This is a genomic window from Pseudofrankia asymbiotica, assembly GCF_001983105.1.
GTDB classification, from domain to species: Bacteria; Actinomycetota; Actinomycetes; order Frankiales; family Frankiaceae; genus Pseudofrankia; species Pseudofrankia asymbiotica.
Genome location: NZ_MOMC01000016.1, coordinates 87,151 through 109,377 on the forward strand (window position 1 = coordinate 87,151; position 22,227 = coordinate 109,377).

20 protein-coding genes are annotated in these 22,227 nt (G+C 72.4%); 13 read left to right on the forward strand and 7 right to left on the reverse strand.

Annotation, left to right across the window (positions count from 1 at the left end):
- Positions 1-15 precede the first annotated feature (15 nt).
- Positions 16-621 (forward strand): MarR family winged helix-turn-helix transcriptional regulator, encoded by a 606-nt coding sequence (locus BL253_RS09305; protein WP_241834651.1) that lies wholly within the window; start codon positions 16-18, stop codon positions 619-621.
- Positions 622-720: 99 nt separating this feature from the next.
- Here the strand turns inward: BL253_RS09305 and BL253_RS09310 are convergent, their stop codons facing one another.
- Positions 721-1,533 carry a DUF427 domain-containing protein gene (locus BL253_RS09310; protein WP_076815519.1) on the reverse strand — a complete coding sequence of 271 codons (813 nt, stop codon included), beginning with the start codon at positions 1,531-1,533 and terminating at the stop codon, positions 721-723.
- Positions 1,534-1,731: 198 nt separating this feature from the next.
- Between BL253_RS09310 and BL253_RS09315 the strand changes: the two genes are divergently transcribed.
- Positions 1,732-2,316, forward strand: a complete 585-nt coding sequence (locus BL253_RS09315; RefSeq protein WP_076815521.1) for a TetR/AcrR family transcriptional regulator — start codon at positions 1,732-1,734, stop codon at positions 2,314-2,316.
- 208 nt (positions 2,317-2,524) lie between these two features.
- Entirely contained in the window at positions 2,525-3,319 is a 795-nt protein-coding gene (locus BL253_RS09320) for an SDR family NAD(P)-dependent oxidoreductase (RefSeq protein ID WP_076815523.1), read from the forward strand.
- 18 nt (positions 3,320-3,337) lie between these two features.
- Here the strand turns inward: BL253_RS09320 and BL253_RS09325 are convergent, their stop codons facing one another.
- From BL253_RS09325 to BL253_RS09335, 3 genes are all read right to left on the reverse strand, one after another.
- On the reverse strand, positions 3,338-3,751 hold the full coding sequence (locus BL253_RS09325) for a VOC family protein (protein WP_076815525.1): 414 nt from the start codon (positions 3,749-3,751) through the stop codon (positions 3,338-3,340).
- Positions 3,752-3,761: 10 nt separating this feature from the next.
- Positions 3,762-4,232: a helix-turn-helix transcriptional regulator gene (locus BL253_RS09330; protein ID WP_076815526.1), complete on the reverse strand. Its 471-nt coding sequence runs from the start codon at positions 4,230-4,232 to the stop codon at positions 3,762-3,764.
- 63 nt (positions 4,233-4,295) lie between these two features.
- On the reverse strand, positions 4,296-6,734 hold the full coding sequence (locus tag BL253_RS09335) for an ATP-binding cassette domain-containing protein (RefSeq protein ID WP_076815648.1): 2,439 nt from the start codon (positions 6,732-6,734) through the stop codon (positions 4,296-4,298).
- A gap of 177 nt (positions 6,735-6,911) precedes the next feature.
- On the opposite strand from BL253_RS09335, the gene BL253_RS09340 reads away from it, so the two are divergent.
- Positions 6,912-7,616, forward strand: coding sequence for a nitroreductase family protein (locus BL253_RS09340; protein WP_076815528.1), 705 nt, complete (start codon positions 6,912-6,914; stop codon positions 7,614-7,616).
- Positions 7,617-7,911: 295 nt separating this feature from the next.
- Here BL253_RS09340 and BL253_RS09345 read toward each other — a convergent pair whose 3' ends face one another.
- Entirely contained in the window at positions 7,912-9,135 is a 1,224-nt protein-coding gene (locus BL253_RS09345) for a helix-turn-helix domain-containing protein (protein WP_076815530.1), read from the reverse strand.
- A 233-nt stretch (positions 9,136-9,368) separates the two neighbouring features.
- On the opposite strand from BL253_RS09345, the gene BL253_RS09350 reads away from it, so the two are divergent.
- Complete coding sequence (locus tag BL253_RS09350) at positions 9,369-9,896, forward strand: glycine-rich domain-containing protein (RefSeq protein WP_198946224.1); 528 nt, start codon at positions 9,369-9,371, stop codon at positions 9,894-9,896.
- A 218-nt stretch (positions 9,897-10,114) separates the two neighbouring features.
- Entirely contained in the window at positions 10,115-10,771 is a 657-nt protein-coding gene (locus tag BL253_RS09355; RefSeq protein WP_241834652.1) for a phosphotransferase family protein, read from the forward strand.
- Positions 10,772-10,807: 36 nt separating this feature from the next.
- Here BL253_RS09355 and BL253_RS09360 read toward each other — a convergent pair whose 3' ends face one another.
- Positions 10,808-11,308 carry a hypothetical protein gene (locus BL253_RS09360; protein ID WP_131831473.1) on the reverse strand — a complete coding sequence of 167 codons (501 nt, stop codon included), beginning with the start codon at positions 11,306-11,308 and terminating at the stop codon, positions 10,808-10,810.
- Between the two features lie 188 nt (positions 11,309-11,496).
- Here BL253_RS09360 and BL253_RS09365 point away from each other — a divergent pair, with 188 nt between their 5' ends.
- On the forward strand, positions 11,497-12,138 hold the full coding sequence (locus tag BL253_RS09365) for a hypothetical protein (RefSeq protein WP_076815536.1): 642 nt from the start codon (positions 11,497-11,499) through the stop codon (positions 12,136-12,138).
- 232 nt (positions 12,139-12,370) lie between these two features.
- Here the strand turns inward: BL253_RS09365 and BL253_RS09370 are convergent, their stop codons facing one another.
- Complete coding sequence (locus BL253_RS09370; protein ID WP_076815538.1) at positions 12,371-13,732, reverse strand: ABC transporter substrate-binding protein; 1,362 nt, start codon at positions 13,730-13,732, stop codon at positions 12,371-12,373.
- A gap of 288 nt (positions 13,733-14,020) precedes the next feature.
- Here BL253_RS09370 and BL253_RS09375 point away from each other — a divergent pair, with 288 nt between their 5' ends.
- The 6 genes from BL253_RS09375 to BL253_RS09400 all read left to right on the forward strand — a co-directional run bounded on the left by BL253_RS09375 (position 14,021) and on the right by BL253_RS09400 (position 22,109).
- A complete protein-coding gene (locus BL253_RS09375; RefSeq protein ID WP_241834653.1) occupies positions 14,021-14,554 on the forward strand; it encodes a Zn-ribbon domain-containing OB-fold protein in 534 nt (177 codons plus the stop codon).
- Positions 14,555-14,570: 16 nt separating this feature from the next.
- Positions 14,571-15,893: an amidohydrolase family protein gene (locus BL253_RS09380; RefSeq protein WP_076815540.1), complete on the forward strand. Its 1,323-nt coding sequence runs from the start codon at positions 14,571-14,573 to the stop codon at positions 15,891-15,893.
- An 11-nt stretch (positions 15,894-15,904) separates the two neighbouring features.
- Positions 15,905-18,676: a CaiB/BaiF CoA transferase family protein gene (locus BL253_RS09385; protein WP_076815542.1), complete on the forward strand. Its 2,772-nt coding sequence runs from the start codon at positions 15,905-15,907 to the stop codon at positions 18,674-18,676.
- Positions 18,673-19,533 (forward strand): PadR family transcriptional regulator, encoded by an 861-nt coding sequence (locus BL253_RS09390; RefSeq protein WP_081438150.1) that lies wholly within the window; start codon positions 18,673-18,675, stop codon positions 19,531-19,533. The genes BL253_RS09385 and BL253_RS09390 overlap by 4 nt, the downstream gene beginning before the upstream one ends.
- A 2-nt stretch (positions 19,534-19,535) precedes the next feature.
- Complete coding sequence (locus tag BL253_RS09395; RefSeq protein ID WP_076815544.1) at positions 19,536-20,786, forward strand: thiolase family protein; 1,251 nt, start codon at positions 19,536-19,538, stop codon at positions 20,784-20,786.
- A 93-nt stretch (positions 20,787-20,879) separates the two neighbouring features.
- Positions 20,880-22,109 carry an amidohydrolase family protein gene (locus BL253_RS09400; RefSeq protein ID WP_076815545.1) on the forward strand — a complete coding sequence of 410 codons (1,230 nt, stop codon included), beginning with the start codon at positions 20,880-20,882 and terminating at the stop codon, positions 22,107-22,109.
- The last annotated feature ends 118 nt before the right edge of the window (positions 22,110-22,227 follow it).

The window sequence follows — 22,227 nt, forward strand, 5'->3', positions numbered from 1 at the left end:
GTGACCGGAAGCGCGGTGACCAGAACGGATCCGTCGGCGTCGGCGTCGGCGTCAGTGGCGGCGTCGGCAACGGCGCCGTCGCGGGGCGGGCCGTCGCCGGGCAGGCCGGCGGGGCCGGCGGGGCCGGCGGGGCCGGCGGGGCCGGCGGGGCCGGCGGGCGAGCCCAGCTGGGTCGACGAGGTCGGCCTGACCGGGGGCGCCGGCCTGCTCGCCCGGCTGGTACGGCTGAACATGCTCGTCTCGGCGGCACTCGACGGTCTTGTCGAACCGTTCGGCCTGACGGTGGCCGACTACCTGGTTCTCGGCACGATCCGGCACGCGCCCGGCGGCCGGGGCGCGCCGAGCCGCCTGTGCCGGGTGCTCGGCCGGACCAGCGGCGGCATGACGCTCACCCTCGACCGTCTCGCCGCCGCGGGCCTGCTCCGTCGCGCCCCCGACCCGACGGACCGCCGCCGCGTCATCGTCGAGCTCACCGACGCCGGCGACGCCCTGAGCCGCCGCGTGAACGACCGCCTCCACGAGTGGGAGAACGCGCTGTCACTCCCCGCGGACCTGCGCGCCGGGCTTCACGACACCGTTGACACCCTCATCGACGCGGTGACCCCCGACCGGCCGCGGTGACCCTCGCTTCGCCAGCGGTGGCCGCGTGCGGCGCCGCCGGACGGCCACGGCCGTCCGGCGGCGAGACGTGAACGCGGCCCGCGCCGGCCCAGCTCCGGCTCAGGTGTGGACGCCGTCGACGTAGATGTCGACCTTCTCGTCGTAGAAGCAGACCAGGCCCGCGATGCGGACGCTCTCCAGCAGCGGGGCCGTGTAGTACCAGACGACGTCGTCGTGGACCTTGCCGTCGAGCTCGACGCCGTAGTAGCTGGCCGTGCCCTTGTACGGGCAGCCGGTGCTGGTGGACGACGGTCGAAGCATGTCCATGCGGACGTCGGTCAGTGGCAGGTAGTAGCGGGGGCGGAGGCCGGTCTCGAACAGCACGGTCGGGCGGGTCGACTCGGCGACCGTGACCCCGTCGATCTCGACCCGGACGTGCCGGGAGCTGGAGAGGATGTCGATCCGGTGGTACGGGTTGCGGGCGTGGACGATGACCGGCTCGTCCTCCTCCAGCCAGGTGTCCATCGCATCCCAGTCGAGCCGGACCATGTCGCGCAGCTCCGGGAACGGCGAGTCCGGGTAGGTCAGGGCGGCGCCGGCCGCGCGGTGCCCGCCCGCGACCACGTCGTGGCGGTGCGCGTCGCCCCGGCTCGGGGAACGGACGATCTCCCCGGTCGGCTCCAGTGTGGCCTTCAGGTCGGCCAGTGGCAGGTAGTAGACGGGGTAGTGCGGGCCCTCCCAGACCAGCAGCGGCGCGACCGTGTCGACGACGACCACGCCACCCAACAGCGGTCGTACCCGCTTGTGTGCCTGCTCGAGCCGGACCCGTCCCCGGGCGCCCGACCCGGGTGCGCCGGTGGCCGCCGAGGGCTGTGCCGTGGCCGGACTGGCCGTCGTCTCGGTCGTGCTGGTCGTGGAATCGGTCGTCGTCATGCGTCACTCCTCCGTCCGTCCGCTACCTAGGTAACGGCACCCCCAAGAGCAACCTTCCACGGACGACGATCACAAGCGACGGACCGACGGACCGACGGTCACAGGCCCGCCGCGTCGACGCGGTCACGATCGTCGGGCCGACGGCAGGCCCTGGGCCAAAAATGGACCGTAAGGTCCACAAAGGGCTAGCGTGGACGGATGGCGCTCACCGTGAAGGGACGGGCGACCCGGCAGCGCATCATCGAGGGTGCCGCGGTCTACCTGCGCGGCGACGAGCCCGGCGAGGTGACCCTCGACGACATCCGGGCCATCACTGGCACGAGCAAGAGCCAGATCTTCCACTACTTCCCGGGTGGCAAGGAGGAGCTGCTGCTCGCGGTGGCGCGGCACGAGTCGGAGCGCGTCCTGGAGGACCAGCAGCCGCATCTCGGCGCCCTGACCTCGTGGGCGGCCTGGGAGCGATGGCGGGACGCGGTCGTGGCCCGCTACCGGGCCCAGGGGCGCAACTGCCCGCTCGGGTCGCTCATGAGCCAGGTCGGCGGCACGCCGGGCGCGGCCGAGGTCATCGGCGCCCTGCTCACGAGCTGGCGGGCCCACATCCGGCACGGCATCGAGCGGATGCAGGCGACCGGTGAGATCCGCCCGAGCCTTGACGCGGACCGGCTCGCCGCGGCCTTCGTCGCCGGCATCCAGGGCGGGGTCCAGGTGCTCAGGTCCTCGGGGAGCACGTGGCACCTGGAGGCGACGCTGGACGCGCTGATCGACCACCTGCGCGGCGTCTGAGACCGGACGGCTGAAACGCGGGCGGCCGGGGCCCGGACAGGCGGGGCCTGGGCGGCTGGGGCCTGGGCGGCTGGGTCCGGACAGGCGGGGCCTGGGCGGCTGGGGTCCGGGCGGCTGGGGCTTGCGGCGCGGCCGAGTTCCGCGCGGAGCCCGGCCGGGCGATTTTTTGGACTTGCGAGTCCAAAAATTTGTCCGTAGCTTCGCCGACATGTCACAGCGACTCGAACACAGGACAGCACTCGTCACCGGATCGACCAGCAACATCGGCCGGTCCATCGCGGTCGCCTTCGGTGCCGAGGGAGCGCACGTCATCGTCTCCGGGCGCGACGACACCCGCGGCAAGGCGGTGGTCGCCCAGATCAACGCGGCGGGCGGCACCGCCGACTACGTCCACGCCGACCTCGACGGCACCGCGAGCGCCAGCAGGTCGCTCGCCGACGCGGCGAGCGACCTGCTGGGCGGCCGCATCGACATCCTGGTCAACAACGCGGGCATCTATCCGCCGGCGACCACGCTGACCGCGGACGACGCGATGTTCGACCGTGTCTACGCCGTCAACGTCAAGGCGCCGTTCTTCCTCACCCAGGCCGTCGCGCCGCGGATGGTCGCCGCGGGCGGAGGCGTCATCATCAACCTCGGTTCCTGGGGGGCCAGGCTCGGCCTTCCCGTCGGCGCCCTCTACGCCTCGACCAAGGGCGCCCTGGAGACGCTCACCCGGGCCTGGTCCGCCGAGTTCGGGCCTCAGGGCGTGCGGGTCAACGGCATCTCCCCGGGTGTCATCGCCGATCCCGAGCGGGACCCCACCGTCGAGCATCCCGCCGACGCGCTCATGCGCGGCACGCCCACCGGGCTGCCCGGCCATCCCGACGCCATCGGCGCGGCCGCCGTCTACCTCGCGTCCGAGGACGCGGCCTTCGTGCACGGAACGGTCATAGACGTCGACGGCGGCCGCACCGGGGTCACCGTCATCGAGGGACCCAACCCCTTCCGCGCCGCCGCGTAGCGTCGGGTCACGGCTTCGTCAGGACTTCGCGGCGGACGGCTGGTCGATGCGTACCAGGTTGCCGGAAGGGTCGCGGAAGGCGCAGTCCCGGGTGCCCCAGAACTGGTCGGTCGGCTCCTGCACGATCTCGGCGCCCGAGGCGCGCACCTTCTCGAAGATGGCGTCGAGGTCGTTGGAGTGGAAGTGGACGCCATTCATGGCGCCCTTGGCGACGAGCGCGGTGATCGCCTCGCCGTCGGCGGGGCTGCCGGCCAGGTGGTTCGTGAGGACGATCTCGACGCCGGGCTGGGCGGCCGAGCCGACGGTGATCCAGCGGAAGCCCTCCCGGGCGACGTCGTTGCGCAGCTCCAGGCCGAGCGCGTCGCGGTAGAAGGCCAGCGAGAGGTCCGGGTCCTGAACCTGGACGAAGCAGCGGGCAAGAGTGAGATCCATGTCCGCAACGCTAGGCGGCCGGCGCCGGGTGCGCTTCTCCGTTCCTGCTCGGCTCGTTCCTGCTCGGTTCGTTCCTGCTCGGTTCGCGGGTCGGGCGGGTGAGGTCCTTGGCGACGCAGCCCGGCACGCTCGCGAGCGCGCTGTGGTCGCGGGCCCGGTAGGCCGTCGGCGTCTCGCCCACCAGCTCGGTGAAGCGCGCGCTGAACGAGCCGAGCGACGTACATCCGACCGTCATGCAGACGTCGGTGACCGACAGGTCGCCGCGGCGCAGCAGCGCCTTTGCCCGCTCGATGCGCCGCGTCATCAGGTAGGAGTAGGGCGTCTCCCCGTACGCGGCGCGGAACCGCCGGGAGAAGTGCGCGGTCGACATCAGCGCGGTGCGGGCGAGCGTGGCGACGTCGAGCGGGCTCGCGTACTCGCGGTCCATCCGGTCGCGGGCGCGCCGCAGGAGCGCGAGGTTCGCGAGCTCCTCCGGCGACATAACGCCAGCGTAACAACGCCGGCGTGCCGGCCCGCCCGACCTCCGGCGTGGGCGGGAGCGTCGCTACGTGACGTTCCCGCCCACGCCGACGTAAGCGGCGAGGTGCTCGCCGGTGAGGGTGGAGCGGGCGGCGACGAGGTCGGCGGGGGTGCCCTCGAAGATGACCTGTCCGCCGTCGTGGCCGGCGCCGGGACCGAGGTCGATGATCCAGTCGGCGTGCGCCATGACCGCCTGGTGGTGCTCGATGACGATGACCGACTTGCCGGCGTCGACGAGCCGGTCGAGCAGGCCGAGCAGCTGCTCGACGTCGGCGAGGTGCAGGCCGGTCGTCGGCTCGTCGAGGACGTAGACGCCGCCCTTGTCGGCCATCCGGGTGGCCAGCTTGAGGCGCTGCCGCTCGCCGCCGGACAGCGTGGTGAGCGGCTGGCCGAGGCTGACGTACCCGAGGCCGACGTCGGCGAGCCGGCCGAGGATGGCGTGCGCGGCCGGCGTGCGTGCCTCGCCGGCGCCGAAGAACTCCTCGGCCTCGGTCACCGGCATCGCGAGCACCTCGCTGATGTCGCGGCCGCCGAGGTGGTACTCCAGCACCGACGGCTGGAACCGCTTCCCCTCGCAGTCCTCGCAGGTGGTGGCGACGCCGGCCATCATCGCCAGGTCGGTGTAGATGACGCCGGCGCCGTTGCAGGCGGGGCAGGCGCCCTCGGAGTTGGCGCTGAACAGCGCCGGCTTCACGCCGTTCACCTTCGCGAACGCCTTGCGGATCGGTTCGAGCAGCCCGGTGTACGTCGCCGGGTTGCTCCGGCGCGAGCCGCGGATCGGGGTCTGGTCGACCGACACCACCCCGTCCCGGCCGGACACCGAGCCGTGGATCAGCGAGCTCTTCCCCGAGCCGGCCACCCCGGTGACGACGACCAGCACGCCCAGCGGGATGTCGACGTCGACGTCGCGCAGGTTGTGGGCGTCGGCGCCGCGGATCTCGAGCGCGCCCGACGGCGTGCGCACCGACGGCTTCAGGGCGGCGCGGTCGTCGAGGTGCCGCCCGGTGAGCGTGCCGCTTGCCCGCAGCCCTTCGACGGTGCCCTCGAAGCAGACGGTGCCGCCCGCCGTGCCGGCGCCGGGGCCGAGGTCGACGACGTGGTCGGCGATCGCGATGACCTCCGGCTTGTGCTCCACGACCAGCACGGTGTTGCCCTTGTCGCGCAGCCGCAGCAGGAGGTCGTTCATCCGCTGGATGTCGTGCGGGTGCAGCCCGATGGTCGGCTCGTCGAAGACGTAGGTGACATCGGTCAGCGACGACCCGAGGTGGCGGATCATCTTGGTGCGCTGCGCCTCGCCGCCCGACAGCGTCCCGGCGGCGCGGTCGAGGGAGAGATAGCCCAGGCCGATGTCGGTGAACGAGTCGAGGGCGTGCCGCAGCGCCGCGAGCAGTGGCGCCACGGTCGGCTCGTCGAGGCCGCGCACCCACGCGGCGAGGTCGCTGATCTGCATCGCGCAGGCGTCGGCGATGCTGATCCCGTTGATCTTTGACGAGMGGGCCGCCTCGGACAGCCGGGTGCCGCCGCACTCGGGGCAGGTCTGAAACGTCACCGCCCGTTCCACGAACGCGCGCACGTGCGGCTGGAGCGACTCGATGTCCTTGGAGAGGTGCGACTTCTGGATCCGCGGTATCAGGCCCTCGTAGGTCAGGTTGATGTTGTCGACCTTGATCCGGCGGGCCTCGCCGTACAGGAACTCGTCGCGCTGCTTCTTGGTGAACTTCGCGATGGGGATGTCGGCCGGCACCACCGCGGCGAAGATCCGCCCGAACCAGCCGTCGGCGCTGTAGCCCGGAACGGTGATCGCGCCCTCGGACAGCGACTTGCTCTCGTCGAACAGCTGCGCGAGGTCGATGTCGGAGACCGAGCCCATGCCCTCGCAGCGGGGGCACATGCCGCCGATGCGGTTGAAGGTCGCCTTCACGGTCTTCTTGGCGCCGCGCTCGACGGTGATCGCGCCGCTGGCCTTGACCGAGGCGGTGTTGAAGGAGAACGCGTTCGGGGAGCCGACGTACGGCTTGCCGAGGCGGCTGAAGACGATCCGCAGCAACGCGTTGGCGTCGGTCGCGGTGCCGACCGTGGAGCGCGGGTTGCCGCCCATCCGCTCCTGGTCGACGATGATCGCCGTCGTCAGCCCCTCCAGCAGGTCGACCTCGGGGCGCGCCAGCGTCGGCATGAAGCCCTGCACGAAGGTGCTGTACGTCTCGTTGATCAGCCGCTGCGACTCCGCGGCGATCGTGCCGAACACCAGCGAGCTCTTGCCCGAGCCGGAGACACCGGTGAACACCGTCAGCCGGCGCTTCGGGATCTCGACGCTTACATCCTTCAGGTTGTGCTCGCGGGCGCCCTGGACGCGAATCAGGTCGTGGCTGTCGGCGTCGTGGCCGTCTGCGTCGTGGGTGGCGGCATCGTGGGTGGCGACGCGCGGCGCGGGCGATCGCGGGTCCGTCCTCGTGGCCGTGTCCATCGTCTCCATGGAGGTCACGCTAGCCACCGCTCGGCGATCTGTGCTTCTCGATTCCTGACCGATCTGGCCTACCCGTCTCCCGGCGGCGGCGCACGGCGGAACCGCGCCGCCCGCCGGGACTACCGTCGTGCCCAGGTCACGGAAACGGCCGTGGCCGGGACCGGAGGGAGCGGGCGGATGGAGCTGCGCGAGGCGATGCGCACGTCGGGGGCCGTGCGTAGGTTCACCGACGAGCCGGTACCGGACGAGGTGCTCGCGCGGGTGCTCGACGAGGCCAGGTTCGCGCCCAGCGGTGGCAACACCCAGCCGTGGACGGTGATCGTCCTGCGCGACCCGGAGATCCGGCGGGCCATCCGCGACCTGGTGGTGCTCGGCTGGCGCGAGTACCGGGCGCAGGCGAAGGCCGGGGTGCGCCCGTTCGCGCCGGGCCCGGACGGCCGCTGGCACGGGCCGGCGATCGACCTCGCCGAGGCGGCGGCCACCCCCGCGCCGTCGTCGTTCGTCGACGACCTCGACGAGGTGCCGGTGCTGCTGGTCCTGTGCGCCCGGCTCACGGCGCTCGCGGTCATGGACGTGGAGCTGGAGCGGCAGAGCATCGTCGGCGGTGCCTCGGTCTACCCGTTCGCCCAGAACCTGCTGCTCGCGGCGCGGGCCGAGGGCCTGGGCGGCGTGCTGACGACGTTCCTCGTCCGCCGGGAGCCGGAGGCCGCGAAACTGCTGGGCGTCCCGCCCGACCACGCGATCGCCGCCGTCATCGCCCTCGGCCACCCCGAGCGGCGCGCGACGAAGCTCACCCGCCGCCCGGTCGAGGAGTTCACCCGCGTCGACGCCTTCGGCGGCGAGGCCTTTCCCGGCCCCGCGCCGGCCGGATCCGAGTCCTGACGGCTTGGGCCCGAGGCCTGACGGCCGGGACGGAGCCGGGGACGCGGGAACACGGAAAGCGGTGACGGCGCGGGACCAGGGCGGCCCTCGAGGTCAGCCTGCGTCGACGTCGGTGGGCTTGGGCTCGGGGGGAGTAGCAGGGGCGTTCTGATGAGCATTCCCGGACTGTGTCGTATGGCGGTCACGACGAGGGCGTTGCGAACCGCTCCAGCCGCTCGGCGAGCGCCGTGACTTCGGGCACCGATGCCCACTGGGTGGTCAGCGCGGCGCCCAGTTCTGCTGCATGGGCAAGCAGTCAGGCATCGGGCGTTGCCTTCACAATGTCCAGCACCCGTTCGCCTTCGAATGCGGCTGCGGCGGGGTCGGGCCGATCGCCCAGGATTCGGCCGAAGCCGATCGCGGTATGGGCGTAGCCRAGGCCTTGGAAGTCGTCGTGAATGGCGGTCAGGGCCTCGCTGCCGTGCCGGACCGCCCCGGCCGCGTCGCCCATGCGGTAGCAGGTGAGCGCGGTGTAGACCGCTTCCTCACCGGCGTCCCATACCGACGAACCGGGCATTGGTGGCAGGTGCGGCATTGAGGCGCGCATCGTGGCGAGGGCATCGCTGGCCCGGTCGGGGCGTCCCGCTGCGGCGAGTGCTTCGGCCTGGTTCGCGGCGAGGCGTGCCCGGCTGTACGGGTGGGCGGTCGGGATCGCCGCCCCGGCAAGCTCTGCGGCCTTGGTGTACTGGCCCGCGCGGAACGCCGACCTCGACTGCATCCCGGCGACGGTGCCGATCAGCAAAGGGTCGCCAGAGTCGTCCGCATACTGCCGGCCGAGGACCAGGAACCGGCTTCTCACCTGCGGATGGCCGAGGAACCCACCGAGGCTGGCCGTGTAGAGGGCGAGATAGCCGGCGGTCAGGGTGAGGCGCGCCCGCGTCGCCAAGGTGAGCCGTTCGGTGAGCAGCTGGTCGACCTGCACCCACTGCTGGACCGTCGAGGCGAACAGCACGTCGTGCGGCACGGTGAACATCCGCCCGGCGATCGCCGATGCCTCGGCTTCGAGCTCGTCAATAGTCAGGGGGTCGGGGTCGGCGGCGGCGATCGCCCGGGATGTGTCCGCCGCGGTGGCGAGTACGGCGGCGAGAGGCCCGGCGGAGAGCAGGGTTCGGCGGTCGATCGGCATTGGCACACCTCCCGTGTCCACTGTGTCCGACGACAGCACAGCCGCGCCGACGGTTCCCGTCCCTGGGACCACCGGAAGTGGTTGTTCCGGTATCGACAGGCCATGTCGCCGGGCGACCTGTTCTCGCGCGGCCTGGTCCCGCAGGGCGACGAGTTCCCCGCCGGCGGTGAGGACCCGGTCGAGGGTTGCCACGACCTTCACGGATGGCACGGCGCGGCCTGACAGGACATCGGTCAGATAGCGGGGGGTGTACGACGCCGCCTCGGCGAGTTGCACGAGGGTCAGGCCGCGGGCGCGGGCGAGTGCGCGGATACGGAGGACCAGCCGGGCCTTGGAGTCGTCGTCTGCGGTCACCGGAACCCCCGTGCGGTGGTGAAACCGGAAGTCGCCATTCCGGCCTCGACGGAACTGTTGTTGCGCACTGTCGTCAATGCGAGTCGCAGTGTGTCATCACCTTGCCGGTTTCGTAGTCGACACCACCAAACCGAGTAGCGGTGCCTCCACACGCGCCGCGGCCCGTTAGAAGACCCGGCGCCGCACGGCTCGCGAACCGGGCGGCGCCGCCACCACTCCGCAAGGGAGGGCACATGACCATCACCCTCGACACCCCGCCCGCCAACCCGCCGTCCGTGTCCGCCCCGCCGCGGCGGGGCCGGGACCTGCTCGACGATGCCCTGTTCACCCGGCTCGCCGCCCGGGTCGCCTACGACCGCCCGGAACACTCCGACCTGGCCGAGCGGATCGTCGACCAAGCCATCGCGTTCGTCGTCACCTGCGCGGCGCGCGGCCCGCGGGGACTCGTCCCGTCGCCGCTGGTCGACATCGGCTGGCACACGTTCATCCTGCCCACCCGCGACTACGCCACCTTCTGCGCCCGCGTCGCCGGCCGGTTCATCCACCACGTCCCCTGCGACCCGACGGACGCCGGCCGTCCGCGCGGCGGCCAGGTCGCTACGATCGCGGCGATCGAGACGGCCGGGTTCCTGGTCGACCCTGACCTGTGGGCGGCCACCGACAAGAAGCGCCAGTGCGACCCGGACGACTGCGGGGCATCCGGATCGGACGGCAACGAGAACCGGGACACCCGGACCGATCAAGACGACGACGACAAGTAGAGGTTGGACGGTTTTCGATGCGATGGGATGACCTGCCCGGGCCGGTCCGCGCCGCGGTCGAAGCCGAGATCGGCCCGGTCGGGTCATCCCATCCGGTTCCGGTCGGCGCCGGCTGCGACTTCGCCGCCGTGGTCGACACGGCGACGGGCCCGGTGTTCGTGAAGGCTGTCCGAGGGGACGGAGAATCGTGGCGAGTGCGGTCGCTGCGCCGTGAGGCCGTGAACAGCCAGCTGGCACCGGGGCTGGCCCCACAGGTGCTGTGCACGGTCGACACTGGCAGCTGGCTGGCGGTCGGCTTCGAGCATGTACCCGGTCGTGCCCCGGTACTGCGCCCCGGGTCGGTCGATCTGCCGCTGGTCGCGGCCACGGTGGACCAGATCGCCGCGTTGCCCGCGCCGCAACTGATCCCGTTGGCCGAACGATGGGCAAACCCCGGCTGGTGGCCGCAGGTCGCCGAGGCGGTCGGCGACGGGTGGGATGTGGACACTGCGAGGCGGCTCGCCGAGCACGCGCCGGGCCTGGTCGTTGGCGACCGGTTGATCCACAAAGATCTACATGAAGGTCAGATGCTGATCGTCGGCGATCGGGTGCGGGTTGTGGACTGGGGTTCACCGGCGGCCGGTCCAGGCTGGGTGGATGCGGCGCTGCTCGTGATCCGACTGACTGGCTACGGGTTCAGTGCGGCCGAAGCGGAGGCATGGGCAGCCGGGCTGCGCTGCTGGACAGTCAGCCCGGAGGCGTTGACCGCGTTCGCGTGCCGTACCGCCGGCTTGTGGACGTTCCGGGCGGCCGGGGATCCGGGCGGTGGGAACGCGTGGCGGGCCGGGTTGGCGCGTCGTTACGCGGCGGGCAGGATGGCTGCGCTCAGCCGTTAACCACCGGTCATGGGGCCTTGCCCTCCGTCGGCCGGCTCAGCCACCCGCGTCGGCGTTCGCCGCAGCGAGCTCGTCCACGTGGTCGCAGACGGTCGTCTTCGCGAGCGTCAGGATCTCCTCCGACGTGGATGGCCCGGGCGTGATGCCGTTGCGCTCGAACCGGGCCGGGATCCTCGCGAGCGCGGCGGCGTCGCCGTCGGGCCTGGGCTGCCTAGTGGTCGGGTCGCGCAGGTCGTCGAGGCAGACGTGCGTGACCTCGTTCGCGAGCGTGCTGTCGCTGCGGCCCTCGGCGAGGTCGGGGTGCTGGGCCCGGAAGGCCGCRACGAACGCCGTGGTGAGCGGCGAGTCCTTCACGGCCGAGAACGAGAGCGCGGCGGTGGAGGTGACGCCCTGCAGTGGCACATAGGTACCGGAGTAGGAGACGCTCGCGCTGGGAGCTGTGCCGACGCTGGCTTCGGTGTCACTCCCGCAGGCCGTGGTGAGGACGAGTGGCACCAGGGCGAGGCCCGCAGCGCCGARCAGACGGGTTTGACGCATGACAAGTCCCCCTTGTGTCGTAGCGGGGGACACCCTAGACCGGTGCGCCAGAGTTGCGGCACCGCCCCTTGTCCGAGATCAGGCGTACTGCCACCTTGGTCCGATTGGACGCGCGGATGGCTCTCTGGACATGGATGTCTGGCCGGCCGCGCTGTCCTGGGGGACGGGGGACGGTAGTGAATAGGATCATGGCGGCCGTGGTGCTGGCGGCGATGCTGGCGGCCTGTGGGGGCGAGTCTGGCTCGGGCGACAAGCCAGTAACGCCGACCACGACGACGAGCGCCAGCCCGACACCGAGGCTGGTGCCGACGATCGCCCCAGCCTCAATCGTCAAAAAGCAGTACCCACAGTTCGTGTCCACGGACGACGCAACGATCGACGAAACAGGGGCGAACGTCTGCCGCGTAACCCGCGACAGCAACCTGGGCACGGTGGTGTCCGCCGTCCAAGACAGCCTGCACATGTCCCGGAACGAGGCGGTGGACTTCGTGTACGCGGTCGCCATCGCCTACTGCCCGGAGGTGCCAAGGCCCGATATCGCGCCACTGCTCAGCACCACGCCCACGCCACCGGTCGCGCCGCCCGCGCCAGCGACGACCATCACCCCGGGAACCTGGCTGGTCGGTAGCAACATCCAGCCGGGTACCTACGAGACCACGACCGCCAGCACGGCGATCACGGACTCCTGCTACTGGGCACGGCTCTCCGGCACGTCCGGGGACTCCGACGAGATCCTCGCGAACGGCAACGTCCAGGGCCACGGCATCGTGACCATCAAGCCGACCGACAACGCGTTCCAGACCCGATGCACGTGGACGAAGCTCGGCTGAGTCGMCAACTGGCGCCGGGCGCGGGGGACGGAGGCCGCGCCCGTGGTTCGGGGGGTTGGCCCCCGAATCCGGCGACCGCTACACGCTGTGATCGTTGGCCGGGACCGCGACGGCGCTCACGCCGGCCGAGGGCGGGACCGCTGGACCGTCTCTGGACCGTCAGCCATGCGAACCACCGGGGGATGGCGCAAGACTGTGGAAAACGCTGAGAGCCTGGTAGAAGCCATGATCCCTATTTCGTGGAGGTCAGAAAGTTGGAGGGCCACTGGGGGCGGTAGTAGCCGCGGAAATGCAGCTCGCCGCCGCGCAGCTCACGGATCGTCAGGAAGTCGCCCTTGTAGCCGCGGTGGTCGTAGGGCGCGAACGTGATGTACGCGCCGGGGCCGCCGTTGGTGCACGGCATCCACTTGATCTTCTCCAGCCCGAGCCGGACCTGCTCCGGCGTGGGGATCGCCGCGTTCGCGATGCCGTGGATCGCGGCGCGCGCGGTGTCGTAGCCGAGGGCCACGACGACGTTGCGGGTGACCCGGCCGAACCGCGCCTCGAAGCGGCGGGTCATCGCCTCGTAGTTCGGGTTCGCGCCGTCCTCGCCGAGCTGGTCGACGCCGTGCCAGCCCTCCAGGCCCTCGGCCCAGGCGTTCGAGTTCGAGTAGAACATGAACGCGGTGCCCATGAACCGCGGCGGGTCCCAGTCGAGGGCCTTGAAGGCCGCGGCGAAATGGAAGGTGGAATAGCCGTAGCCCATGTAGACGATGGCCTCGGCGCCCTGGGCGCGCATCGTCTCGAGCTGCTGCTGGAGGTTCTTCGGGTTGGGCCCGAGGCTGACCTCCTTGACGATCTCGACGCCGACCTGCTGCGCCGCCGTCCGGAAGAAGTCCGAGTAGTGGTCGCCGGACGAGCCCTTCTCCCAGAAGAAGCCGACCTTGGTGTGGCCCTGCTGGGCGCACCAGTTCGCGCCCATCACCGACTCCGTCGGGATGTCGCCGTTGGCGACGGTGAAGCAGTAGTCGCCGGCGAACTTGACGCTGCCGGTCCAGCCGATGCACGAGACGCCCGTGCGGTTGGCGGTGTCCTGCAGGTTCAGTGAGTTGTCGGAGATCATCGGGCCGAGCACGACGACGCAGCCGTCGTCGACCAGCTGCTGGTATCCGCGACGGACCTTGAGGTAGTTCTCCCTGGGCAGGCCGCGCGCGTCGACGGTGCGGATCTCGACCGGCCGGTCGTAGACGCCCTCGTTCAGCGCGTCCTCGACGGCGAGGATCGTGGAGTCGATCCAGTCGGACAGCAGCTGCCCGAGGTCCATGTCGACGAGGATGCCGATCTTCACCGGCTCGAACGGGTCGCCCTGGGTGACGAGGCCGCGCGTCGGCGGATAGACGGTGATCGACTCGACCGCCTTCTCGCCGATCCGCCCGCCACCCTCGTACCAGCGGCCCGCCGGGTCGTTGTACGCGACGGTGTCGGTGCCGCGCTCCACCGTCGCGACGGCGCGGTCCGGCCGCGCGATCCCGTGGTCGATCGGGGCCGGGAACAGTCGTTCGGCGTACCCGGGAGCCTGGTCGTGCCCGGGTGAGCCCTGCTGACTCTCGCTCATCGGCCGCTCCGATCGTATTCAGTATCCAATGTGCGTCGAAGCCGGTGTACCACCCTCGCCTTCGTGCGGGCAAGGTTCTGGCCGACTGGCCGGGCCGCGCGTCGGCCAGGCGGGGGCATCCTCGGGATCGCGGCTGGGCAACTCCGGACTATTGAGCTAATCTGCCTCTTCGAGGTTGAGTGACGCCGAGCACACCGTCGTCGCTCAGAAGCCTCACCTAGGGGTCGTCGGAGCGACGCGACGGGTAAGAGTAGGTCGCTCGGTGGGGGAAGGATGGCAAAAATTACGTTGGGTGACAATCGTGTGGCCTCGGAGGTCGTAGCAGTCGGGACTATTAGTCCGACTGTCGCGACGCCGGTTGACGTCGCCGCGGCGGCGGTCCTGCGGCCGCAGACCGACGGCGTGCCGTTCGCGCCGCGCACACCGGTCACCGAGCCGTTCTGGGCCGGCTGCGCCCGGGGCGAGCTGCTGTTCCAGCGCTGCGCCTCCTGCGGAACCGCGGGCTTCCCACCCACAGTCGCCTGCCGCGGCTGCCTCTCACGCGACGGGGGCTGGGAGCGCTCCGCCGGCCTGGCCACCCTCTACAGCTGGACGGTGGTGCACCGCCCGGTGAGCCCCGCGTTCCACACGCCGTACGCGCCGGCGATCGTCACGCTCGACGAGGGCTACCAGATGATGACCTGCCTGGTCGGCCTCACCGTCGCCGAGATCCGACCCGGCCTGCGCCTGCGCGTCGCCTTCCACCCCGTCGCCCCGGCCAGCACCCTGKCTGGCCCGGAAGCCGCGACCCTGCCCTACTTCGAACCCGCCGGCCGAGCCTGAACGGGAGACCAGCCGCATGAAGCCAGAGGACCTGATCCTGGTCAGCGTCGACGACCACATCGCCGAGCCGGCCGGCATGTTCGACGCGCACGTCCCGGCGAAGTACAAGGACTTGGCGCCGCGCGTCGTCGACGAGTCCGACGGCGTCCAGCAGTGGTACTACGGCACCCAGCGCGGCCGTAACCTCGGCCTGAACGCCGTCGCCGGCAAGCCCCCGGAGATGTTCAACGTCGACGCCAGCCGCTACGACGAGATGCGGCCCGGCTGCTACGACGTGCACGAACGGGTCCGTGACATGAACGCCGGCGGTCAGCTCGCCGGGCTGAACTTCCCCAACTGGACCGGCTTCTCCGGCCAGGTCCTCAACCAGGGCCCGGACCGCGCCGTCAACCTCGTCATGATCCAGGCATACAACGACTGGCACGTCGACGAGTGGTGCGGCGCCTACCCGGACCGGTTCATCCCCTGCGGCATCCTGCCGCTGTTCGACGTCGACGAGGCGGCGAAGGAGCTGGGGCGGCTGGCCGGCAAGGGCTRCCACGCCGTCACGTTCTCGGAGAACCCCGAGGCGCTGAGGATGCCGAGCCTGCACAGCGGCTACTGGGCCCCGCTGTTCCGTGCGGCCAGCGACACCGGCACCGTGCTGTGCCTGCACCTCGGCTCGGCCTCGCGATCCCCGATGTTCTCCTCCGACGCCCCGGCGAGCGTCAACATGTCCGGCTCGTCGATCGCGTCGATCTACTCGCTGCTCGAGCTGGTCTGGGCCGAGTTCTGGGCCGACTTCCCAGACCTGCGGTTCTCGCTGACCGAGGGCGACATCGGCTGGATCCCGTACTTCCTGTGGCGCAGCGAGCACGTCCAGCGCCGCCACTCCGCCTGGACCCGGCCGTCCTTCCCCGCCGGCATCGACGGGCCGGCGGACATCTTCCGCAGGCACATCCTGACCTGCTTCATCAGCGACACCGTCGGCCCGCGGCTGCTCGACTGGTTCGACGTCGACAACGTCTGCTGGGAGTCCGACTTCCCGCACTCCGACTCCAGCTGGCCGAACGCCCCCGAGGACGTCATCGCCAACCTCGGCGACCTGCCCGACGACACCATCAACCGGATCACCCACGAGAACGCGCTGCGGCACTTCCAGTTCGACCCGTTCGCGACCCGCCCGCGCGAGCGCGCCACCGCCGGCGCGCTGCGCGTTGAGGCGACCGACGTCGACGTCGTCACCCGCGTCGGCCGCCTCGCCAGCGAGCGCGACCTCCAGACCTGGAAGCGCCTCACCACGCGCACGTCGCCGTCGTTCCCCTCCGCGCCGGCCACCCCCGGCGCTTCGCAGGCGTAGGGGCGGGCTCAATGTCGCCCGACGCTTCCACTACTCCACCCGCCGACGTACCGGCTGACGCGTCAGCCGGCGTCTCCGCGGGCGAATCGGCGCTGTCGGCCCTCGGGCCGCTCGACGGCGTTCGCGTTCTGGAACTGGCGACGCAGATCGCCGGGCCCTACTGCGGGAAGTTGTTCGCCGACGCGGGCGCCGACGTCGTGAAGGTGGAGCCGCCCGGCTCCGGCGACCCGATGCGCGCCTGGTCCGCGTCGGGCCCCCGCCCCGACGGGGATGGCGCGCTGTTCCGCTTCCTCAACACGTCGAAGCGGTCCGTCGCCGCCGACCTCGACAGCTCACGGGTTCGCGCCCTGGCCGCCGCGGCCGACCTCATCATCGTCGGCGGCGCCCTGGCCGGCGGTGGAACCTCCGGCGGAGGCGAGGCCCGCGGCGGTGGGATCCCCGACGGCGGTGGGATCCCCGACGGCGGTGGGGTCCCTGACGGGGATGGGATCTTCGCGGGTGGCGGCTCGGGCCCGGTGGCCCTCGGGCGCCTGCACGCCGGCAACCCGCGCGCCGTCGTCCTGTCGATCAGCCCGTTCGGCCTCACCGGGCCCTGGGCGGGCGGCGGGTACCGGCGGCAGGGATCCCGGTCCGGCACGGGGGCGCCGGGTGCCGAGACGCTGGGCGGGGCGGCGTTCAACGAGTTCCTTCTCCAGGCGCTCTGCGGATCCACCGCCGGCCGGGGCGAGCCGGACGCCGCCCCGTTGCAGGCCGGCGGGCGGATCGGCGAGTGGGCGTCCGGCGTCTACGCCGCGGTCGTCGGGCTCGCCGCGCTGCGCGGCGCCCGCCGCGACGGTGTCGGCGACCTCGTCGACGTCTCGATGCTCGAATGCATGACGATCATGATGGGTGGCCTGTCGGTCGTCGGGCCGACCATCATGGGCGGCCCCAGGCCCGGCGTCCCCGGCGCGCCTGGCCGCATCCCCGAGACGCCGTCGATCGAGCCGACGAAGGATGGTCTGGTCGGTTTCTGCACCATCACCGCACAGCAGTTCCAGGACTTCCTGGTCCTCATCGAACGGCCCGACCTGCTCGGCGACCGCGACCTGGCGCTGCTGCCGCGCCGGCACGCCCGCCGGGCCGAGTTCCACGCCGCCGTGCACGCCTGGACCACCCGGCACACCACCGAGGAGATCGTCGAGCTCGCCGCCGCCCTGCGCATCCCGGCCACCCCCGTCGGCACCCCGGAGACCGTGACGACGATCGACCAGTTCACGGCCCGCGGCGTGTTCGTCCCCAACCCTCGCGGGGGCTTCCAGCAGCCCCGCGTCCCCTACCGCGTGGGCGACTTCCACGGCCGGCCGCTCGCCCCGGCCCCCGCCCTCGGCGAGCACACCGACACCGTCCGCTGGCCCGCCGCTGACGGTCCGGCAGATGATGGCGCGGCGGCCGGCGGCCCGGCGGCCGGCGGCGTGGCGGCGCCCGTCCGCCCCGTCCGCCCCGTCCGCCCCGTCCGCCCCGGTCGCGCCGTGCGGCCGCTGCCGCTGGACGGGCTGCGGGTGCTCGACCTGACCGCGTTCTGGGCCGGCCCGTCGGCGACGATGCTGCTTGGCTCGCTCGGCGCCGACGTCATCAAGGCCGAGGGGATGTCCCGCCCGGATGGCATGCGGTTCGCGGGCGGCAAGCCGCCGACCGAGCCAAGCTGGTGGGAATGGGGAACGATGTTCCTCGCGACCAACGCCAACAAGCGCGCTATCAGCCTGGAGCTGTCCACCGCCGAGGGGCTCGCCCTGGCCCGGCGGCTCATCGGCGTCTGCGACGTCGTGATCGAGAACTTCACCCCCCGGGTCATGCCCAACCTCGGCCTCGACTGGGAGGCGGTGCGCGCGGCGAACCCGAAGGCCGTGCTCACCCGCATGCCGGCGTTCGGGCTCGATGGGCCGTGGCGCGACCGCACCGGCTTCGCCCAGACGATGGAGCAGGCCAGCGGCATGGCCTGGCTGACCGGGACCGCCGACGGCCCGCCGGTGATCCCGCGCGGCGCCTGCGACCCGATCGCCGGCCTGCACGCCGCGTTCGCCACCCTGGTCGCGCTCGCCGCCCGGGACCGCCCGGACGGCGACGGCTCCGGCGCGCTGGTCGAGGCGACGATGATCGAGTCGGTCCTCAACGTCGCCGCCGAGCTGACCGTCGACCACACCGAGGGCGGCGCGTCGCCGCGCCGCGACGGCAACCGCGGCCCGCTCGGGCCGCTGGCGGCGCCGCAGGGGGTCTACCGCTGTCCCCGCGACCCGGCCGGCCCCGACGTCTGGCTCGCGCTCGCGATCACCGACGACACCCAGTGGCGGAGCCTGTGCGCCGTGCTCGGCCGCCCCGACCTCGCCGCCGACGCGGGACTCGCGACCCTGGTGGGCCGCCGCGCCACCGCCGCCCACGACCTGGTCGACGAGGCGATCGCGGCCTGGGCCGACGCGGCGCCCGACCGGACCACGGCCCTCGCCGCCCTCGCGACCGCCGGCGTCCCGGCCGCGCCGGTCACCCCCGCCGCCGGCCTGCTGGCCAACCCGCAGCTAGCGGCCCGCGGCTTCTTCGAGAGGCTGGCCCACCCGGTGGTCGGCGAGCACCCGATGCCAGGCGTCGCGTTCCGCCTCGCCAGCCAGCCCGGCCCGCTGCTGCGCCGCCCGGCGCCCCTCTTCGGACAACACGACGACGAGGTGTACGGCGGCCTGCTCGGTCTCACCCCGGCCGAGGTCGACGGCCTGCGCGCCCGGCGCGTCCTAGGCGACCGGCCGGCCGGCGTATGACCGGCCCGTCATGGCCCGCCGGTGGCGCCGCGGGTGCCGCATCCGGGGACGGCTCCGGAGAAGCGGGCGCCGGGGGAGCGGGTGCGGGGGATGGCCTGCCGACGACCGCGTATGCCGTGCTCGGGCTGCTGGCGGTCGCCGACGTGCCGCTGTCGCCGGTCGAGCTGAAGACCCGGGCCGACTTCAGCCTGCGCTTCTTCTACTGGGCGCCGGCGATCAGCCACATCCGCAAGGAACTGGCGCGGTTGGAGGCGCTCGGCCTGGTCACCGCGAGCCCGGCGCCAGGCCGCCGGATCCGGCGCACCTTCGTCCACGAGATCACCCCGGCCGGCCGCGCGGTGCTGCGCGACTGGCTGCGCCAGACGACCGACGAGGAGCCGGTGGTCATCAAGCACCCGGTGCTGCTGCGGGTGTGGCTGGGCGCCGAGACCGAGCCGGAGCGGGTCGTGGAGGTACTCGACCGCTATCTCGAGCAGACCCGGGCGGCCGTCGACGAGCTGCGCTGGGGCCGGCGCCGCGCCCAGGAGGTCCGGCTGGACGGCCGGCCCGAGCTGCGCTACTCCCGCGCCGTCGGCGACTACGTGCTGCGCCGGATGTACGCGGAGCTGGCGAACGTCGCCCAGCTGCGCGACGAGCTCGCCGACCTGCCCACCACCCCGCGGCCGCCGTTCGCCGGGCCGCCCCCGCTGCACGACTACGAGCGCCCCGACCACGAGCGCCCCGATCACAGGGACCCCGCCGACGAGCGCCTCGCCGACGAGGGTGAGCGCGGCGACGCCGACGAGGGTCGGCGCGGGCGTGGCGAGGACGGCGAATCCGGGCTGGACGGCACCGGGCCGCCGGGGGAGAGGAGCTGAGCGTGGCGTATCCGCGGTCCGCCGCGATCGTCGGCATCCACAACACGGCCCAGGCCCGCCGGCTGCCGGACCCGACGTCGACGGCCCTGCTGGTCGAGGCGGTCCTGGGCGTCCTCGCCGACGCCGGCCTTGGCCTCGCCGACGTCGACGGCCTGTCCACTCCCGGCATGTCCGGCGGGTTCGTCTACGACCTCGGCCTCGGCCCCGCCTGGCAGGGCGCCCAGCATGGCGTCGCCGCGGTGCTCGAGGCGGCCGCGGCGATCGCGTCCGGCCAGGCGGACACCGTCCTCGTCGCCTCCGCGGCCGCCGGCACCTACACCGAGCGTGCCTCCACCGCCCCGTGGACCCGCCCGGAGAACGAGTTCGTCATCCCCTGGGGCATGTTCACCGCCGCCGAGTTCGCCCTCATCGCGCGCAGGCACATGACCGAGTACGGCACCACGCCGGGGCAGCTCGCGACGGTCGCGGCGACCATCCGTAACAACGGCCACGCCAACCCCGCCGCGGTCTACGCGGGTCGCGGGCCCTTCACCGCCGCCGACGTGCTCGCCTCCCGGATGGTCGCCGACCCGTTCCACCTGCTCGACTGCTCGACCACCTCCGAGGGCGGCTGCGCGCTGCTGCTCACGACCGCCGAGCGCGCCGCCGACCTGCCCCGCCCGCCCGTGCACGTGCTCGCCGGCGGCGCCGACCACTTCGGCCCGAGCTACCGCTTCCCGCCGGCCTGGGACCACACCGRCCACGCCCGCCGCGCCGACGGGCCCACGGGGATCGGCGCGTCCGGGGCGGCCAGCGCGGACATGCCAGGCACGGCTGCGCCCGGCACGGACGTGCCCGTCAACGGCCAGGTGGGGCGGCGGGCCTTCGAACGGGCGCTCGCGACCGCCGGCCTGCGCCGCGACGACGTCGACGTGCTGGAGCTCTACGACCCGTTCTCGTTCGAGATCATCCGCCAGCTGGAGGCGTTCGGCTTCTGCGGGCCGGGGGAGGGCGGCCCGTTCGTCGAGGACGGCCACATCGCGATCACCGGCAGCCATCCGGTCACCACCGACGGCGGCACGATGTCGTTCAGCCATGCCGGCTCGTCCGTCCAGATGCTGCAGCGCGTCATCCGCGGCGCCGAGCAGCTGCGCGGCGACTGCGGCCCGGACCTGCAGGTTCCCGACGCCCAGGTCGCCCTGTGCACGGCCGGCGGCGCGGGCGCCCTGTTCCTCCACCTGGTCCTTCTCGGCCTCGACCGCCCATACGCCTGAAGGGCTTTTGGACGCGCGAGGCTTCGCAGTCGCCGCGCGTCCTTCGGCCTGACCGGCGGTCCGACCCCCCAACGCACCCGTCCGGAGGCACCCGTGGCCACCACTCCCACCCCGACCGCCAGCGAGGCCGAACTCGACCCGAGCCTGTTCCTGCCCGAGCCGGCGCCCCGCGAGGTCCGGTACACGATCATCTCGGTCGACGACCACGTCGTGGAGCCGCCGCACCTGTTCGCCGGGCGGGTTCCGGCCCGGTTCGAGGACGCGGCGCCGCGGATCGTCGAGACGGAGCGCGGCCACCAGGTCTGGCTGTTCGAGGACCAGCGGTTCACCCAGGTCGGCATGAACGCCGCCGCCGGCCGGCGGCCCGACTCGGTGAAGGTCGAGCCGTTCCGGTTCGAGCACATGCGCCCCGGCTGCTACGACATCGGGGCCCGGGTGCGGGACATGGACGTGAGCGGGGTGTGGGCGTCGGTGAACTTCCCGTCGCAGATCACCGGGTTCTGCGGCCGGGTGTTCTTCGGCGCCCGCGACCAGGGGCTGGGCCTCGCCTGCGTGCGGGCCTGGAACGACTGGCTGTACGAGGAATGGTTCCAGGCCTATCCCGACAGGGTCGTCCCGATGGGCATCACGCACCTGTCCGACCCGGCGCTCGCCGTCGCCGAGATCCGGCGGAACGCCGCGCGCGGGTTCACCGCCGTCACCTTCCCGGAACGGCCGCACGCCATCGGCCTGCCGTCGCTGTGGGACCGCGACCACTGGGACCCGATCATCCAGGCCTGCGTCGACACGGACACCGTCATCACCCTGCACGTCGGCAGCGCCGGCCTCTCGGAGAAGCCACCGGGCGCGCCCGGCCTGCAGCTCGGCTCGACGCTGTTCGGCCAGGCGTCGCTCACCGCCTGCGCCGAATGGCTGTGGTCGGAGTACCCGGCCCGCTTCCCGACTCTGAGGATCGCGATGAGCGAGGGCGGGATCGGCTGGGTCGCGATGCTGCTCGACCGCCTCGACAACATCGTCGACCGGTCGGGCTACGGCCTCGGTTGGGACCTGCGCCCCGCCGAGGTGCTGCGCCGCAACTTCTGGTTCTGCACGATCGACGACCCGTCGACGATCGACACCCGCCACCGGATCGGCGTCGAGAACATCATGGTCGAGACCGACTACCCGCACGGCGACGGCACCTGGCCCGACACCCAGCAGGTCCTCGCCGACGCCTGGGGCCACATCCCGCCCKCCGAGATCCGGGCGATGTGCAGCGAGAACGCCGCCGCCCTGTTCCGCCACCCCCTGCCACCGACGGTCCTGCCCGCCGACCCGGTCTGAGGGCGTTCGCGCTCAGCCGTCCAGCCGTCCAGCCGTCAGCTTCCAGCAGCCCCGTCCTGGGAGCCGCTCTCGTCTGGCGGCCCTTTCTCGAAGKCATTCCTGTCCGGCCGTTGCTCCG